The organism is Microbulbifer sp. S227A (genome assembly GCF_049800935.1).
The window spans coordinates 1-17,048 of record NZ_JBNAFZ010000022.1 but is presented as its reverse complement, the minus strand read 5'-3'; the positions used below and the strand labels follow the sequence as shown (position 1 = coordinate 17,048).

At 59.4% G+C, this 17,048-nt stretch carries 19 protein-coding genes and 2 pseudogenes; 16 read left to right on the top strand and 5 right to left on the bottom strand.

The window, feature by feature from the left end:
- Positions 1–211: 211 nt before the first annotated feature.
- Positions 212–933, top strand: a pseudogene (locus ACP15R_RS25445) (IS110 family transposase); the annotation flags it as partial.
- 192 nt (positions 934–1,125) lie between these two features.
- Here the strand turns inward: ACP15R_RS25445 and ACP15R_RS25440 are convergent.
- From ACP15R_RS25440 to ACP15R_RS25425, 4 genes and pseudogenes are all read right to left on the bottom strand, one after another.
- Positions 1,126–1,260 (bottom strand): annotated as a pseudogene (locus ACP15R_RS25440) (IS110 family transposase); the annotation flags it as partial.
- A 355-nt stretch (positions 1,261–1,615) separates the two neighbouring features.
- Complete coding sequence (locus ACP15R_RS25435; protein WP_424988693.1) at positions 1,616–2,344, bottom strand: GntR family transcriptional regulator; 729 nt, start codon at positions 2,342–2,344, stop codon at positions 1,616–1,618.
- Between the two features lie 8 nt (positions 2,345–2,352).
- Positions 2,353–3,360, bottom strand: a complete 1,008-nt coding sequence (locus tag ACP15R_RS25430; protein WP_424988692.1) for an asparaginase — start codon at positions 3,358–3,360, stop codon at positions 2,353–2,355.
- A 12-nt stretch (positions 3,361–3,372) separates the two neighbouring features.
- Positions 3,373–4,203 (bottom strand): sugar phosphate isomerase/epimerase family protein, encoded by an 831-nt coding sequence (locus tag ACP15R_RS25425; protein WP_424988691.1) that lies wholly within the window; start codon positions 4,201–4,203, stop codon positions 3,373–3,375.
- Between the two features lie 200 nt (positions 4,204–4,403).
- Between ACP15R_RS25425 and ACP15R_RS25420 the strand changes: the two genes are divergently transcribed.
- From ACP15R_RS25420 to ACP15R_RS25375, 10 genes are all read left to right on the top strand, one after another.
- Positions 4,404–5,156, top strand: coding sequence for an amino acid ABC transporter ATP-binding protein (locus ACP15R_RS25420; RefSeq protein WP_417277491.1), 753 nt, complete (start codon positions 4,404–4,406; stop codon positions 5,154–5,156).
- A gap of 83 nt (positions 5,157–5,239) precedes the next feature.
- Positions 5,240–6,082: a transporter substrate-binding domain-containing protein gene (locus ACP15R_RS25415; protein ID WP_424988690.1), complete on the top strand. Its 843-nt coding sequence runs from the start codon at positions 5,240–5,242 to the stop codon at positions 6,080–6,082.
- A gap of 80 nt (positions 6,083–6,162) precedes the next feature.
- Entirely contained in the window at positions 6,163–6,825 is a 663-nt protein-coding gene (locus tag ACP15R_RS25410) for an amino acid ABC transporter permease (RefSeq protein WP_424988689.1), read from the top strand.
- A 2-nt stretch (positions 6,826–6,827) separates the two neighbouring features.
- Entirely contained in the window at positions 6,828–7,559 is a 732-nt protein-coding gene (locus ACP15R_RS25405) for an amino acid ABC transporter permease (protein ID WP_424988688.1), read from the top strand.
- Positions 7,556–9,037: an MmgE/PrpD family protein gene (locus ACP15R_RS25400; protein ID WP_424988687.1), complete on the top strand. Its 1,482-nt coding sequence runs from the start codon at positions 7,556–7,558 to the stop codon at positions 9,035–9,037. Before ACP15R_RS25405 ends, ACP15R_RS25400 begins: the two co-directional genes overlap by 4 nt.
- Entirely contained in the window at positions 9,022–10,521 is a 1,500-nt protein-coding gene (argH, locus tag ACP15R_RS25395) for an argininosuccinate lyase (RefSeq protein ID WP_424988686.1), read from the top strand. The genes ACP15R_RS25400 and argH overlap by 16 nt, the downstream gene beginning before the upstream one ends.
- 103 nt (positions 10,522–10,624) lie before the next feature.
- Positions 10,625–11,638 (top strand): SIS domain-containing protein, encoded by a 1,014-nt coding sequence (locus tag ACP15R_RS25390; RefSeq protein WP_424988685.1) that lies wholly within the window; start codon positions 10,625–10,627, stop codon positions 11,636–11,638.
- 51 nt (positions 11,639–11,689) lie between these two features.
- Positions 11,690–12,490 (top strand): PfkB family carbohydrate kinase, encoded by an 801-nt coding sequence (locus ACP15R_RS25385; protein WP_424988684.1) that lies wholly within the window; start codon positions 11,690–11,692, stop codon positions 12,488–12,490.
- 363 nt (positions 12,491–12,853) lie between these two features.
- Positions 12,854–13,057 (top strand): helix-turn-helix transcriptional regulator, encoded by a 204-nt coding sequence (locus ACP15R_RS25380; protein WP_424988683.1) that lies wholly within the window; start codon positions 12,854–12,856, stop codon positions 13,055–13,057.
- A gap of 76 nt (positions 13,058–13,133) precedes the next feature.
- Positions 13,134–13,334 (top strand): hypothetical protein, encoded by a 201-nt coding sequence (locus ACP15R_RS25375; RefSeq protein WP_424988682.1) that lies wholly within the window; start codon positions 13,134–13,136, stop codon positions 13,332–13,334.
- Here ACP15R_RS25375 and ACP15R_RS25370 read toward each other — a convergent pair.
- Positions 13,328–13,906: a hypothetical protein gene (locus ACP15R_RS25370; protein WP_424988681.1), complete on the bottom strand. Its 579-nt coding sequence runs from the start codon at positions 13,904–13,906 to the stop codon at positions 13,328–13,330. The genes ACP15R_RS25375 and ACP15R_RS25370 overlap by 7 nt on opposite strands.
- A 132-nt stretch (positions 13,907–14,038) precedes the next feature.
- Here ACP15R_RS25370 and ACP15R_RS25365 point away from each other — a divergent pair, with 132 nt between their 5' ends.
- From ACP15R_RS25365 to ACP15R_RS25345, 5 genes are all read left to right on the top strand, one after another.
- Positions 14,039–14,353: a hypothetical protein gene (locus ACP15R_RS25365; protein ID WP_284376258.1), complete on the top strand. Its 315-nt coding sequence runs from the start codon at positions 14,039–14,041 to the stop codon at positions 14,351–14,353.
- A 118-nt stretch (positions 14,354–14,471) separates the two neighbouring features.
- Positions 14,472–14,990, top strand: coding sequence for a lytic transglycosylase domain-containing protein (locus tag ACP15R_RS25360; RefSeq protein ID WP_424988680.1), 519 nt, complete (start codon positions 14,472–14,474; stop codon positions 14,988–14,990).
- Between the two features lie 16 nt (positions 14,991–15,006).
- Positions 15,007–15,288: a TrbC/VirB2 family protein gene (locus tag ACP15R_RS25355; protein WP_040181317.1), complete on the top strand. Its 282-nt coding sequence runs from the start codon at positions 15,007–15,009 to the stop codon at positions 15,286–15,288.
- Positions 15,289–15,303: 15 nt separating this feature from the next.
- Positions 15,304–15,582 (top strand): type IV secretion system protein VirB3, encoded by a 279-nt coding sequence (locus ACP15R_RS25350; protein ID WP_424988679.1) that lies wholly within the window; start codon positions 15,304–15,306, stop codon positions 15,580–15,582.
- Entirely contained in the window at positions 15,572–16,954 is a 1,383-nt protein-coding gene (locus ACP15R_RS25345; RefSeq protein WP_424988678.1) for a hypothetical protein, read from the top strand. Before ACP15R_RS25350 ends, ACP15R_RS25345 begins: the two co-directional genes overlap by 11 nt.
- Positions 16,955–17,048 lie beyond the last annotated feature (94 nt).

Below are 17,048 nucleotides of genomic sequence, written 5' to 3'. Positions count from 1 at the left end.
AGGCTCTCTCTATCCTTTCAAGCCCGGCACCCGGGCTTCCCTTTCTCTGGCTCCAGATAGCTTTGATGACATGACTGTCCTCCTCCTTGGGTCCTCGCAGACCCACCTTGTTGGACTGGACGGCCCCCAAGCGGCATCGAAATGTGCCAGAGTGAGTCGTTGAAGATCTCACACGAAGGAGCCGTCCGAGGGTCAGATTATCCGTATTGGCATGGATACGTCAAAGCACGCGTTTCAACTGCATGGCGTGGACACCGCCGAACAATCGGTTCTTCGCAACAAGATGCGCCGGAAAGAGATGGTGGAGTTTTTTGCGAAATACCCGCCGACCGGCATTGCGATCAAAGCCTGTGGTGCCTCGCATTACTGGGCACGGTTGCTGACCGGGTTCGGCCATGAGGACAAGCTAATTGCGCCGCAGCTTGCGAAGCCCTACGTGAAGCGTGGCAAGAATGATGCGGCCGATGCTGAAGCGCTGTGCGAGGCGATGAGCCGCCCGACGATGCGGTTCGTTCCGGTAAAGAGCGCCGAGCAACAGGCGGCACTGATGCTGGCAGGCATTCGCGAGCGCGCTGTCGCAACCCGGACGCAACTTGCCAATACGATCCGTGGTTATGCCGCAGAGTTCGGAGTGACCGCGGCCAAAGGCGTGTCTCATATTCCGCGCCTTTTGGAACGCATCATAGCTGATGAAAACGTCCCCGCTTTGGCGCGCGATCTGTTTACGTCACTTGCGGATGAATTTGCGCAGCTGAGGGAGCGCCTGGAAGAGATAGAAGCGAGTTTGATGACCTGGTACCGCAGCAACGAGTGTTGTCGCCGCCTCGCGAAGATTCTCGGTGTCGGACCGATCGAGCGGTATTACTGGTGATGAAAGCGCCGGCACCGGAGCAGTTTGCATCCGGAAGACAGTTTGCGGCCTGGATGGGCCTGTGGACAGTCTCGCCTTCAATCAATGTCTCCGCCACAATCCGAGCCTTCAGCTCTGACGGCCAATTCCGCTTGCCGTCCGCACGGCGAGGCACACTTGCCAGAAACTCGCTTATAGCTCCCATCGAGAAACTCCCAACAAATCAAAGAAGCCTCTGAATCGCAGATCAGGAGTCAGCTCGAAAGTGTGGGGGCTGCGCATCGCTTACCGGTCTTCACAAGATCACCCGCCTTCACCGGAATGAGCGATGGTGCGACCACGATGCAGTCATGCCCCATCTCGACGAGTTGCCGGTGCAGACCGTAGCCGCAAGGCCCGGCCTCATAGCAGAAACACAACCGGTTTCCGTTCGCAGCCAGCTTCTCCACCAGCTTACGGACATGATCAGGGCGGTGCGGCACCGTCCCCCAATGCCGGACCTCTCCGCCGCGCTCTCCCATCGCCACCGCGACTGAGATCGTCGCCTTATGGACATCCAATCCGATAAACATGCTACTCTGCATCTGGTCTCTCCCCCATTATTGAGGCTCGGCGCCCGCCAACCGGACGCAACCCTCAAAAGGAGAATGCCGCAGGAGAGGCCACCAGCCTAGTCAAGTTCACTCCGCGATCATGGGGTCTAAGGCTAACAAGAGTCGCGGTTCACGCAGCGCTCACACATCGCAACGACTCTTGAGTCACCATTCATGATTTGCGTACGAAACTAAACGAGAACGCAGAGCCGCGATGATAATCCTTGGCAAAAAGGACACGGGTCCCATCCTCGGCAAAACAGGTTTCCTCAATCAAAAGGGCGGGGCCAAAATTTTCTAGGCCATGCAGTTTTGTTGGCATATCAGGGAGCATCGTTGCGGTGATATGTGCCGTGGAGGCAACCGGGCGGCGATCAATTTCGGCCATCAGCGTCACGATGGAGCCAGCCCAATCGGCTTCGCGCTGTTCGCCATTTTTGAACAAATGGGTGGGGATCCAGTCGACCGAATAGACCAGAGGTTCGTCATTGGCGTGGCGTAGCCGTTCGACCCGCAGAACCGGAGAGTCCGGGTCAAGATCAAGCGCGGTTGCGACCTCTTCGCTCGCGGGGACAGTGGAAAAGCCCAGAATTCTGGTTTTTGCGCTGTAACCGTGGCTGCGCACCATCTCGGAAACGCTTTCAAACTTTGTAATCGGTCGCGCAATCGTCAACATCGCGCCTGCGGATACGAAGCGGCCTTTGCCTTGCTGGGCTTCGATCACCGAGTCGCGTTCGAGAAGTTTGAGGGCTTCGCGCAGCGTCGGGCGGGAAACGTGAAAGCGTTCGCTCATCACTTTTTCAGAGGGGAGCTTGTCGCCGAGAGACAAAGCGTCTTCCTGAATCATTTCCAAAATGCTGGTGCGAAGCCATTCGATCCCGCTCGGTTTCAGTTTTTCCATACTGTCGGTCATCCTGCACTCACCCTGTCAAACAACTCAGAAATTTCTTTGGAAGATTTTTGTTGTGATACGCACAATTGCAAGAGAATTCTCGCTTTTGCGGGCGATAGGCTCGCTGCGGACATAAAGCCGTGGCTGTGATTTCGACTGTTTTCCGGGACGCGGCCAGAGGCGTGGGAGGCGGCGATCACGATGCCGCCCTTTGTCTTCGACCAATGCTCAAGGGCCTGCGCCTGTACGCTTGTCGCATATCCAGGGGCAAATCCGGCTATGACAATGCCTTGAGCGCCTGCGGCAAAAAAGGCCTCCAATGCGGTTGTGTCCCCGTCGCTGTGGCAAAACAGAATGTCGACGCGCGGGAGGTCAGACAACTTTTGCCACGCTTCAGATGCAGTTGGAATTAGATGTGAAACAATGGGGCGGAACAGGTCGAGCGTATTTCCAGTAAACCGCCCAAGCGACCCGCGCCAAGGCGAGCGAAAACTGCCTAGCGCGGCATTGTCGAATTTCGAAACGTCGCGCGGATCGTGAAGTTCGGCATTGATCGCAACGACAACACCGGAGCCTAAAATGCGCGGGTCCGCTGCGGCCTTGAGAGCGTGGAAGAGGTTCATTGGCCCGTCGCTGCCTTGGGCGGAGGCTGGGCGTTGGGCGCCGGTGACGACGAGGGGGACCCCAAGGTCCCAGACGAGCGAGAGGAAAAACGCGGTTTCCGCCAAGGCGCCGGTGCCATGCGTCAGCACAAACCCTTCGATGTCAGGATTCTGAGCAAGCGTCACGCGGCACGATGTATAGATGTCGCGCCATTTCGTGAAACCCATGTCAAAGCTGGGCACGGGATCGAAGGGCACTTCGGTGACGCGAAAGCGTTGGTCCAGATGGCCGAACTGACGCATCACCTCAGGAACGGTATAGCTGCCTGCCTGCCCATAGTCGCAGATTTCATAAGGGTCTTCGGCGAGGGCGGTGAGCGTGCCGCCTGAGATCACAAGGCCGATATGCGGAAGATCAGTCATGAGTGGCTCTTTCTATACACGTTGCAGAAGTTCAGTATGGGAGTGCGCAAGCGGCGTGCGAGGATCGAGCCAGTAGTCGGGACTTACGAATTCAAAGCTATAGGTTCCAGTATATCCTGATTTTTCAAGGCTATGTATATAGTCCGCAAGGGGGAGTGTTCCGTCGCCCCATGCCAGATGGCCTTCGGGTGTGCCGTCGCAAATATGGACATGGCGCAGCCTTTCGCCAAAGCGTGTGTGATACGCCTCAGGCGTTTCTCCGGCGGCGGTCATCGCATTCAGGTCCAGGATTGCCGCGATCTGATCCGAACCGATGTCCTCCATCATGCGGGCCAAATCTGTGCTCGACACGATCAGGTTTGATTCCGTTTTTGACAGTGGTTCAAGCAGCAATGTCACGCCTTTCTTTTGGGCCTCTTGCGCAAGCTTGCCCAACTGGTCGCAGGCGCGGTTCCAAGCGTCGGTCGGGGACTCGTTTGCATATCCCCATCCGGCAGTGACGAGAAGCTGGGGGCACTCCAAAGCCTCCGCGACCTCAATTGCGCGCAAGAAATAAGAAAGGCTTCTTCGTGCCGTTCCGGGGTGTTCGGAGGCGAGGTTGATGGGGTACAGGCATTGCTCCGGCGTCAGGCAGATGGGCGCCAGTTCGCGTTCCAGCAAGAGTTGCTTTGTATGCTTGATGTCGTTGTCTGTCGCATCCTCGAGGCTGAGGTGTGGCATGCCGGCCCAAAGCTCGATCTTGGAAAATCCAAGTGCGGCAGCATCATCGAGAAAGTGAGCCAGGCTGTGACGAAAATAATGGATGTTCATGGCGGCCAGGCGCGTAGATAGGGGGTCGAACATGAGCTGTGATTCCTAATTTGTTTGACAACATTAAGCCCTCCCCTGTCGTAGACTTCAATTAAAACTTATAAAAATAAGGGAATTTTAGGTTTTTGAAGAAAATTCAAATCCAGCATTGACAGAAAACAAGGCGTTGTGGTGATGTGTTGTCAAACAAGTTGAGGCAAAACACGGTCCTCACGAAAAACGAAAGGTCAGGGATGTCGGAAGCTTCGGGAGATCAGGGCGGGATTCAATTCCGAAAGGTCAATAAGTGGTTCGGATCAATGCACGTCCTGTGCGATATCGATCTGGACGTGGCGAGTGGTGAAAAGGTGGTCGTGTGTGGGCCCTCGGGGTCAGGCAAATCCACGATGATCCGCTGCATCAATCACCTCGAAGAGTATCAGTCGGGCTCTATCGTGGTGGATGGCATCGAGGTGAATAACCACAAAGCCAACATCGACAAGGTGCGCCGCCGGGTCGGGATGGTGTTCCAGAACTTCAACCTCTATCCCCATCTGACCATCCTCGACAATTGCACCCTTGCGCAGCGTTGGGTGCGGGGCAAATCCCGCGCCGAGGCCAATGAGCTTGCCATGCACTACCTCGAACGCGTTCGCATTCCCGATCAGGCACATAAATATCCAAGCCAGCTTTCCGGCGGGCAACAACAACGGGTGGCAATCGCGCGTTCACTCTGTATGTCGCCGGAGATCATGCTGTTCGACGAGCCGACATCTGCGCTCGATCCTGAACTGGTGCGCGAAGTGCTCGACACGATGGCGGAACTGGCGGGTGAGGGCATGACGATGGTCTGTGTCACCCATGAGATGGGGTTCGCGCGTCAGGTCGCGGATCGCGTCATTTTCATGGATCAGGGCTCTGTGATCGAAAGTGCGCCGCCGAATGAGTTTTTCGACAACCCGCGTGAGGAACGCACACAGCGCTTTCTCAGTCAAATCCTTCACTGAACCCACAAGAAGGTTCAGGCCAAAGGGCAAAACGCCCCTACACCACAAACCAATCACTTAAAAACCAACCACAGGGAAATCCCATGACAACCAAATTTTCTTCTGTTGCTGCCCTTCTGCTGGCAACCAGCATCGTTGGCACCCTTGCGGCCCCGGTCGCGGCCCAAGACTTTCCGCCGCTTCCCGAGGCCATTCAAGAGCAAGGCGTCATTCGCATCGGCGTGAAATGTGACAGCCCGCCCTTCGGCGCGTCCGGTGTCGATGGCACGCCGATGGGGATCGAAGTCGAAATGGCCAAGAAAATCGGCGAATACGCCTTTGGTTCCGAGGATGGCGCTGAGCTGTCTTGTGTCACCAGCGAGGCACGCATCCCCTCTCTGAACTCCGGCAAACTTGATCTTATTCTCGCGACTCTCGGTCGTTTTCCGGCCCGCGAAGAGGTGATCGACTTCTCGAACATCTATTTCTGGGGCACGTCCAACGTGCTCGTTCCAAGCGACAGCCCGGTGGAAAAACTGGCCGATCTTGAGGACAAGACGCTCTTGATCGTCAAAGGCGGTTCTCAGATCAAATGGCTCGAAGACAACATTCCGGGCATCAAGATGATGCAGCTCAACACCACGGCAGATGGCGTTCAGGCTCTGCTGCAAGGGCGCGCGGACGGTTTTGTCGGCGATGGCGGTCTCGTGTACACGCTGGGGTCGAACTATGACGACCTGCGTGTGGTCGAAGAGGGGCTTGATCTTGGTCAGAACGGCATCGGTCTGCGTAAGAATGAGCCTGAACTGATGGCCTTCGTGAACGCAGCGCTCGACCAGCTTCGTGAAGAAGGGTTCTATGAAGAGGTCATTCCCGAATTCGTCGAGGAACCGGCCGTTGTCGAGGTCATGAAGCGCGGCTTCCTCGAAGAACCGCCGCATATGTGATCCTGACTCTGCTTTGGGGGCCGACATCATGGCCCCCAAACACCTCTTGAAGCCATGAACCGAAACGGATCTCTGCCATCATGATAGACTGGGCCTATATATGGGAAGCCGTGCCGGACCTGATCAACGGTCTGGGCATGACGCTGCTCGTCAGTTTTCTCGCCATTATTTTCTCTCTGCTCGCGGGGGCTGTCGGCTGCGCATTGCGCGTGTCATCGGTCAAGGCTTTGAATTATCTCATCGCCGCCTATGTCGAATTCATCCGTGGAACGCCGTATCTGGTTCAGGTCTTTTTCGTTTTCTACGGTCTTCCGAGCCTCGGTTTGAAACTGTCGATTTTCTGGTCGGGCGTTGTCGCGCTTTCGATCTGGGCCAGCGCCTTTCACATCGAAAGTTTCCGCGCCGGGCTGACCTCTGTCAGCAAAGATATTCGCAATGCCTCCGCGTCCTTGGGGCTGCGCGCCTGGCACCACGGGCTCTTCGTGGTCTTTCCGATCGCGGCGCGCTCTGCCTTGCCCTCGACGCTCAACACGGTCGTGAGCACGATCAAGAACTCGGCCTATCTTCAGGCCATCGGGTTGGTCGAATTGACCTTCGTGGCCGTCGACCGCATCGCCTATGAATTCCGTTCCATCGAGATGTTCCTGGCGATCTGCGTCATCTATCTCGCTGTTGTGCTCGTCGTTTCGGCGCTTGGGCATCGTCTCGAACGCCGCCTCGACCGGCCGTATGTGGGAAGGTAACCATGTCGCTTCTTTATGAATATCGCGTCTTCCTGTTCGCAGGCTTCATCGAAACCCTCCTGATGTCCCTGACAGTGGCCATCGGGGCCACCGGGATCGCCATCCTTCTCGTCGCCATGTTGCAGTCGAAAATCCGGGTGATCAAAACGGCAGGCTACACCTTGTGTGAGGTGCTGCGGGACATTCCGCTTATGGTCAACGTGCTGATGGTCTATTTCATCTTGCCGCTGATCGGTCTTGGCTTTGGTCCCTTCTGGTCGGCCTGTATCGCCATCTCGATCTGGGGCGGGGCCAATGGGGCGCATATCCTGCGCGCCGGGCTTCAGTCGGTCGGCTCCGGCCAGCGCGAAACCGCCGCTGCGTTCAATTTTGGCCCGATCAAGACCCTGTTCCTGATCGTCCTGCCGCAAGCCATGCCCGTGATCATTCCGCCCTACGTCAGCCTTTTGACCGCTGTTGTTCAGGCGACATCGCTGGGGGCCATCGTTGGCGCGCAGGAGTTGCTTCGGGCTGGTCAGATCCTGATTGAACAAACAACGATCATGCGCGGCGGTAGCCCGGCCTATCTGGTCTATGGCTCGATCCTGGTGGTTTATTTCGTCCTGTGCAGCCTGATCTCGCTCGTCGGCGCCCGCGTGGAAGCCTATTACCAGCGTCCCTATCGTGGCGCGGGTGCTCAAAAGATCGACAAGAAAATCAAGGACATCGAAGCGTCGATGCAGACCAGCGCATGACACTGCCGTCCACGATATCCCCGCGTTCCGGGGCTCCCCTCCCCGGAGCCTCACTGGCCGGAGGTTCGATCGAGAGACGCCTGTCGCATCTCGTCGGGCTCCCGGTCGGGGAGAGTGAACGCCGGGCTGCCACGGATGCGATCTGCGACACGCTCGCCGTGGCGCTTGCGGGGGATGCCGATCCTCGGTCGGATCAGCTGATGCGCACGCTTTCGACCGCGCGTGAGCCTGCGCCGGGTCTCAGTTTTGCGCTGGGGACGGATCACTGGCTGTCCACCTCGGATGCCGCGCTGTATTTCGGGTTTTCTGCGCATCTTCTGGATTATGACGATGACGAAACGGAATTGGCGATGGCGCATCTTTCGGCGCCAAGCCTGGCTGCGGCTTTGGCGGCGGTCAATCGGTTCGGACAGTCCGCCGATGAGGCCCTGCTGGTCGATGCTTATGTGACGGGCTGCAAAGCCATGTTGCTCTTGGGGGCCGTGTGGAACCCGGCGCTGCATGCCGCAGGGTGGCATCCGACCTCCGTTTTGGGCGTGTTCGGGGCCACGTTGGCCGCGGCACGGTGCATGGGGCTGGATCAGGCACAGAGCCTTTCTGCGGTCCGTCTGGCTGCCTCGCTTGCATCGGGGGGGCGCGGCGCGTTCGGTGGCATGGGCAAACCGCTACAGGTCGGTCAATCCGCAGCCTCGGGGGTGCGCTGCGCCGAGCTGGCGCGCGCCGGTTGGCAGGGCAGTTCAGACGCGCTCGATGGCCTTGCTACCGCGCTGTTCTCCCAAGGCGCCATGACCGCAGACGCGGATGTCTCTGAGTTTCCGCCAGCGGGCTTTGTTACCAAGCTCTACCCAAGCTGTACCGCCACCCATGCGGCGATCTACGCCACGTTGACGCTCTGCGCCGAGGTGTCGGAGCACGATTTGCCGCAACGGATCACTTGTGCGCTCGACCCGCGCGCGCTCGCGATTTTGCAAAGCACTCCGCCGAAAAGCGGAGACGAGGGGCGGTTTTCTCTGGCCTATTGTCTGGCTACAGCGGCCGTGACCGGGCGTGTGGGGCTTGATGCTTTCGAGGCAAAGGCGTTTCAAGATGGCGCCCCTGCCGATCCACGTATCCGCGAGATGATGCACCGGATCGACATTGCCGAGGCGCATGATCTGCCCTTTGGGCCCAGCGGCATTGCGACCGGCGCGCATGTGACGGTGTTCGTGGGAGATGACGAGCCGCACAGCATGACCGCAGAGGCCGCGCCGGGCAGTCTGAGCCTTCCGGCGACGGAGGGGGATCTCTCGGACAAATGGTGCGATTGCCTGACGAAATACACGGTTGGGCGATATGGCGCTCTCGCCAACACCGATGTTGCATCGGACCTCCTTCCGATGCTGCGCAACGCGACAACCCCCGGAGGTCTTCAGACGCTCCAGAGGCGGCTGACTGAAATGACATCAATTCAAGGCAAGCAAGAATGCAAAACTCCGTAAGTTCCCGTCTGGCCGAAGCGACCGCACCGGAAGTCGCTCAGACAATTTATGCCCCTCCGATGCGTGGGTTTGATGCGGTGGTGCTTGAGCGGATGTGTGCGCTCAACGAAGCCCACGCGCTCATGCTCGCGACACAGGGGCTGATCGCGAAAGAGACCGCAGAAGCGATCCTCAAAGGCATAGCGCAGGTGCGTGCCGAAGGGCCGGACGCGATTGACCTCGATCCGCAATTCGAGGACAGCTATTTCGCCTTCGAAAACCGTTTGGGTCAGATCATCGGCAAATCTGCCGCCGGTTGGCTTCATATCGGGCGCAGCCGCAACGACATCGGGTCGACGCTGGACCGGATGGCGGCGCGGGACTGGTGTCTACATCTTCTGAGGCAGGTGAACGTCGCGCGTCAGGCCTGTCTTGCGGCGGCGGAGCGCCATGCCGAGACCGTGATGCCCGGCTACACCCATTTGCAACCCGCCCAGCCGATCACCTTCGGCTATTACCTTGCCAATGTGGCGCGCGGGATTGAGCGGGAATACGACCGTATCGCCGCCGTCTATCCGCGCGCCGACGCCTGTGCGCTCGGTTCGGCGGCCTTTGCCGGCACGTCCTTTTCGATTGACCGAGACATGACGGCGGAGCTCTTGGGTTTTGCCGCCATCGCGACGCCGGGTCTCGATGCCGTTGCCTCGCGCGATTATGTCACCGAGCTTCTCTGGGCCGTCACCAGCTGTCAGGTGTTGCTGTCGCGCGTGGCGCAGGATCTTTACACCTTCACGACATGGGAATTCAGCACCTTGCGCTTCCCGGACAGTGTGGCAGGCACCTCCTCGATCATGCCGCAGAAAAAGAATATGCTGCCTCTGGAGTTCTTCCGTGCCGAAGCCGGGCGCAGCATTGGCGCACTGAGCGGATCGTTGTCGGCGGTCAAAGGGTCGAACTATTCCATCGGGCTCGACAGCGTCCGCGAAGGGTTGATCGATGCCTGGCCGGTTTTTGCGCGGTTCGCGGATGCCTTGCCGCTGCTGCGCCTGATCTTCGAGACCGCGGAACCGAATGCAGAGATGCTTTTGGCGCGCTGTTCGGCCAACTTTTCGACCGCGACCGATGTTGCGGACGGTCTGGTGCGCGAACATGGCATTTCCTTCCGCGACGCCCACCATGTTGTCGGGCGCGCGGTCCAGATGGTGATTGCTCGGGGGGAGGATGCTTCGGGTCTGGATATCACCACGCTGAATGCTGCCGCAGAGGCCGAGATCGGCCGTACCTTCGACATCTCCGAAGAGACCCTGCGCGGTTGGACAAACCCAACCTCTGCGGTCGCAAGCCGCGTTGTCACTGGCGGCCCCGCCCCCGTTTCCACCCGCGCGATGATCTCGGAGATGACAGGTCGACTCGAAGATGATCGCGCCACCCTTGAAACCCGCTCCTCTCACCTGCGCCACAGTGCGCAACAGCTCTCGGAGCGAATTGCCACCTTTCTAGGCTGACGTCGCTCGGCTCTAGCGCCCCGAAGCGGGCAAACCGTCGCCTCACGCGGGGCGCCGGACAGATGAACTTTGCCCAAATCGGGCCATATGAAAAGGAAAGTCCATGTTCAACTTTGACGAAGCGCGTTTTTTGAGGATCCAAGGCGGGGCAGTCTCTCTGGCTCCCCGGATTGACGAGGTGATCTCTGCCGCCATCGAGAATGGTGCAAGCAACCTCTATTTTCTCGGCACCGGCGGTGTCGCCTATCTGATGGAGCCTGCGGTGCAACTCCTCCATCGCCGGTCCGGGTTTCCAGTCTACAAAGATTACCCGGCCGAGCTTGTGCTTACCGGATCCGCGAACCTGACCGAGAGCTCCATTGTAATCATGCCCTCTCTGTCCGGCACGACCAAAGAAAGCGTCGCGATGATGGATAAGCTCCAGGAAATCGGCTGCACGCTGATCACCCTGGTCGGCCATGCAGAAACGCCGCTGGGCCTTGGCGGCAATCCCGCATTGGTAAATTTCGCCGAAGACGATACATCGTCCGAGTCCTTCTACATCCAGTCGCTTCTGGTCGCCTTGTCGGTGATGAAAGCGCGCGGCGAGATCGACAATTACGATGAGCTGGTCGCAGAACTGCAAACCGTGCCGGAAGCGCTTTTGAAGGCTAAGCAAGCCTTTGAGCCGAAAGCCGAAGACTACGCCAAAATCATCGCTGGCGCAGATTACCATATGTTCGCCGGCGCCGGAAACATGTGGCCGGAGACGCTCTATTACGCGACCTGTATCCTTGAGGAAATGCAATGGATCCGTACCCGCCCGGTGCATGCGTCCGATTTCTTCCATGGTCCGCTTGAGCTGATCGAAAAAGGTGTGAGTCTGATCCTGTTCCGGGGCGAAGATGCCTATGACGCCTTGGCCGAGCGTGTGGCAAGCTTTGCGCCGCAATACACCGATCGCTTCACGATCCTCGACATTCGTGAGTTCGCTCCCCGCGATCTGTCCGACGAGATGCGCGCCTTGCTTTCTCCGGCAATGATGGCAACGCTTCTGGAGCGTTTGAGCGCCCATCTTGAAGCGCTGCGGGACCACCCGTTGGTGACACGTCGTTACTACAAACGCGTCGCCTACTGATCTAAAGCGTGGGCCTGATTGCGGGCCCACGCCCCCTTTATGGAGAGTTTCGTGACAGGATTTCGTCTTGCAGCCGTTGGCGACAATTGCATCGACCGTTTTCTCACCCAAAAGATTGCTCGCGTCGGCGGCAATGCCCTCAATGTCGCCGTTCATTTCGCCAAGACGGGTCATGACGCCGCTTATTTCGGGGCTGTGGGCGATGACGCGGATGGGCGCTGGACCCGGCAAGAGCTTGTGCTCAATGCGGTGAATGTGGATGGTCTCGACATTCGTCCGGAAGTTACGGCCTATACCGACATCGCGCATAGCGCAGAGGGCGATCGTCAATTTTTATTCGAAGAGTTCGGGGCAAGTGCGGCCTATTTTCCCGGGCCGGACGCAATCAAGATATTGCGCACGGCGGACCATGTGCATTTCGGGCTTTTGAATGAAAGTGATCTTCTGTGTGAGAAGCTGAAAGGAAGCGGTGCCACGCTGTCAGTCGACTGTGCCGTGAACCCTTTGACAACAGCTGTCGATCTCGCATTCGGCTCCGTGGGCGAGGATTTGCCAGCGGCTCAAGCCGAGATGGAGCGCCTTTTGGCGGTCGGGCATAGGCTTGTTGTCGTGACGCGAGGCGCTGAGGGGGCGATGGCCTCCGACGGCACAAGAACATGCAGCATCGCCGGCAAACCAATCCGGGCTGTGGATACGACCGGAGCTGGGGATACATTCATCGCGAATTTCATCGCGACTTGGAAAATGTCAGGAGATGTCGAGACGGCTCTGGACAGAGCGACGACGGCTGCGGCGGACAATTGTCTCTACCATGGTGGTTTCTCCCAGGACGGACGCGTGCTTCCCACTTAGTGACGTGAAGCGACCATTGGGCTTGGTGAAATGAGGCTGATCACTAGATGTCCGGGATGCTTCGAGAGATCGGCCATGTGACCCCAGTCTGCAATCCATCGGGGAAGAATTGATTGCTCTACAACATCCCTGTGAATGATCGATTTGCGGTACCGGCAACTCCCTCCGGCGCCGCCCTTTTCCGAAAAAACGATTGAACGGCCCATAATGCTAGCGAGACGGATCATCCCGTGACCTGCGTATCGGCAGGTATCCCGTTCCGGCGATCTCGCGCCGTTCCAAGAATTCTTCTCTGCACCTCCGAATGTAACATATATCGCGTGGCGATATTTCGCGCACCATGTCCGTTTCGCGGGCATGAACTTGCGGGACCGTGTAGCACTGAACATCCAGGAATTGAGACGCGCCCGCGGCCTCAGCCAGGAGGAGCTCGCTCATCGGGCCGACGTGAGCCGCGGCCATATGGGCAAGGTCGAGAACGCCAAGTTCGCGGCCTCCCTCGACCTTCTCGAACGGATCGCCAAGGCGCTCAATGTCGACCCCGAAGAGCTCTTCGCGAAACGATAGTCCGTTGCCTGAGGCTCTGATCCCCCCCCAGCACGAAAGATACGAACGACAAGAACAGTACGAGTGACGCGGGTACATGGCGAAGAGAAAGACAGGCTGGCCTTTCCAGGAAGGGTTTCTGAGCGACGGGGTGCAGGATCTTCACCTGTTCACCGATTACCGTTGGAATGATGGCTCGGTGAGCCGCCGCTGGCATGTCGATCCAGAACGCTTCGATGCAGACCTTGCCGACCTGCGCCCAGTTTCCCTCAAGGCATCAGGCACTCCGGATCAGTAGGAGAACCACTCCGAGTGGCCCATGTTGCCCTCGTAGTCGCCGTATTCGACCATGATGCTACGGGAATAGAAGTGCCATAGGCCACCGCTGGTCGGGTAAGCGATCTCCTGCCCGCTTTCAGAGATGAATGTCGCGGGCCAGGGCGCGTGGGATCCGTAGACCCGCTGGATGTAGCGGCAGGTCCGGTTCTCGCGATCACAGGAGCGGATCGACCAGTCCCATTGACGCGGCTCGTCACGCGGCTCATAGGAGCGACCGGTGAACCAGATCACATGGGTCCGGTTCAGCCATTCGTATTCCGGCAGGTTGGTGTCGAGCTCGCCCTCCCCACCGGGCCCGCCCAGCTCAACCGGCACATGGGCGAAGGTGCAGACCCCGAAGGGCGGTAGACTCGGCCAGGGCGTGATGCGACGAATCATGGTGCGGTAGGCACGCGCGCAGACGGCACTTGGTGGAAATCCACCCGCCATGCAGAGCATGATGGCGCAGTCGATGTCATAGGCCTCCGCCTTCCCTGGGGCTCCGAACACCGCCACCAGTCCCATCGCCGCTGCCATCACCTGTCGCTTCATGTCGCTCTCCCGCACAAGTTGCGGCAACTATCGTGCAATATGTGTTTTCCTGCAATATGTCGTATTGACTCTATATGACTTTATGGCCTTAGTATCGTGAAGTAGAAGGGCTCTCGTGGGGAGAGTCCGAACATGCCGATAGCGCGCAACCAGATCCTGATCACCATCGACGGTGTCAAAGACCTGTCCGAGAAGGGCATCGCGTTCCGCTGCCGGTATGAACTCGTGGGGTTCACGGACGATGGCAAGCCGCGCTACCAGTGCATCTACCTGCGCGAGGGCGAGCCGGAAGCCATTCTGGTCTCGACCCGGATCACCCCGCACGGGCCAGAGCCGCGGTATTTCAACATATGGCCGGGGCTCTTCAAACATCATTTTGAGTTCGGTGACGGGCGCGATCTGCGCTTTGGTCCTGATTACAGCATCACCCTCGAGGAGCGCGGCTGACGTCATCGCCTTCGGCCGTGACGGCACGGCCCGGACATCCGGCTGGATCTTTCATGGCGAACCACCTGCCTGGGCGAGGCTGGGTTATAGTGCTGAGGCGGAAGTCGTTCTGGCCTCGTTGGACGCCACGCCGCCTTCCGGTCGCGACGGCATCCTCTCCCTGATCGAAGCCACGGCAGATCGCCACAAGGGAAACCGCGCCCTGCGGCAGGTCGACCTCGATGCGGACGACTGGCAGATCCTCTTCCGCGCCCTGGTCGAGGCCGAAAGCAGCTACAATCCGACCGCCGTCAGCCCCAAGGGCGCCTATGGTTTGGGCCAGCTAATGCCCGACACGGCGCGCGCACTCGGGGTCGACCCGCGCGATCCGTCCCAGAACCTCGATGGCGCGGCGCGCTACCTGCTCGCCCAGCTCGCCACGTTCAAGGACATCGACCTGGCGCTGGCAGCCTATAATGCCGGGCCGCACAGGGTGGTCGAGTATTCCGGCATCCCGCCTTTCACCGAGACCCGCGACTACATCGCGCGCATCCACCGGATCCGATCCCGACTGGCGGGTACACCTGTTTCCGCGCTGGACATCCGCGTCGCTGCCCGGGTGCCTGCGCGCGCTCCGGTCCTCATCGATCTTCAGTAAAACAAGGGAACTTCGCATGCTTCGACATCGCCTCAGCCGCCTCTTGCCTGTCGCCACAACCCTGGCGGCTTTCGCAACACCCGCTCTCGCGCAAGACTTGTCGCCGATCCAGACCATGCTGGAAACCGTCGAGGCCGCGCTGACCGGTCCCATCGGGATCGCGGTCGCAACGCTCGCGGTCATCGGCACCGGCTTCATGTGCATGATGGGACGGCTGAACTGGGGCTGGTTCGCCTCAGTCATCATCGGGATCGTGCTGATCTTCTCGGCCGGCACCATCGTCGACGGCTTCTCCTGAGAACCGAGTAGAGCAGTGGCAGAACGATCCCCCCTCTTTTTGGGCCTCGCCCGACCGCCCAAGTATCTGGGCCTTCCCGTCGGATACCTCGTGGTGCTGGCGACAGGGGTCGTTCTGCCGTTCATCTGGACAAAGTCGATGCTCTTCTTCCTGATCGGCCTCGTGGCCTATCCGATCCTCTGGTTCGTCGCCGATCGCGAGCCACATTTTTTCGAAGTTCTGCGCGTCTCCTACGGCTCGGTGCGCCCGACGAAAAACCGGGCCTTGCATGGGGGTGACAGCTTTGGCACTTGATGCAGGCACACTTTCCACTGTTGGGGCCGCCCTGCATCAAGCGGGCGGTGGGGCGTTCGCGCGGGAGAGCTATCTCGCGGAGCATCTGCCGTATTTCGCCCTCGCGGACGACGATGTGATGGTCCTCCGCGAGGGCGATCTCCTGGCGACCCTGCGCCTTGATGGTCTGAACCCGATGACCAGCGAGGATGCCCGGCTCGACGCGCTCAAACGCGCGGTCGCGGCCATCGTCGCCCAGACCGGCAATGCCTTCGGCTTCTACATCCATCGGATCTCGGTCCCGCAGGATCTCGGGATGCGTCCCATCGACGGGGACAGCTTTGCCGCCGCGATCGATGCGCGCTGGCAGGCCCATGTCAAAGACCTCCGCCCCGCCAAGCGCCAACTCTATCTCAGCGTCATCCGGCGCCCCGACATTTCGGCGCGCATTCCGCTCCTGCGGGCGCTGGCCCGCAAGGCCTGGGTCAAGGACCGCGCGACGCGGATGCAAGAGCTGAACGAGGTCATGGGTTTTTTCGAGGTGGCGCTTGCGTCGGCCAACCCTGTGCGGCTGACCTGCAAGGGCGGTGAATGGCTGGGCTATCTCAATACGCTGAACGCGGGCAGCTTCTCCCCCATCGCCTTCGGGCAAAGCGCCCTGCCCCTCTCGCATACTCTGAGCAATTGCTGCGCGACCTTTGATGGCGACGTCGTCACCCTGACCGACGCCGTGACCGGTGAAGTCAAATACGGTGCGCTCTTTTCGATGAAAACCTATCCGGCACTCACGGATGTCACGCTCCTCGATGCGCTCGACCTGCCGCTCGATATCGTGCTCACGAACTCCTTCAGCCCGATCCCGAACAACATCATGGCTGAACGCATCCAACGCATCATCCGCCAGATGCATGCTTCCGACGATGCCGCCGTCTCTCTGCGCGAACAACTGGGCCAGGCCGCGGACGACCAGGAGGCAGGGCGCATCGCCTTTGGCGACCATCACCTCTCCATCGCGGTCTATGCGCCGGACCGCGACACGCTCGAACGGGCCGCCGCCCAGATCAAGCGCGTGGGCCAGGAAATCATGTCTGTCATCGTGCGCGAGAACATGGCGCTTAAAGCCACGTATTTTGCGCAATCCCCGGGCAACTTCGGCTACCGGGCCCGCAAGACGCCGATTTCCTCGATCAACTTCGCGGATTTCGCGGCCCTGCATGGCAGCGTCGAAGGGCGTGGCCCGGACCAATCCCCTTGGGGTCAGACTATTTCGGTCCTGCCAACGGTCGGCACATCGGGATATCGCTTCAATTTCCACGAGGCGGGCAGCCCGGGTAAGGAACCCACGGTCGGTCATACGCTCTGTGAACGGCGGAGCAATACTCGGCCACGGTAGCGACGGCATAGTGTTGTCGCGGGCGGCGTAAAAGTCGTCCACTTTTGCCCTTTCGGATTTCGGGAGGGCTTGGGGATATACACCGTGGACTTGT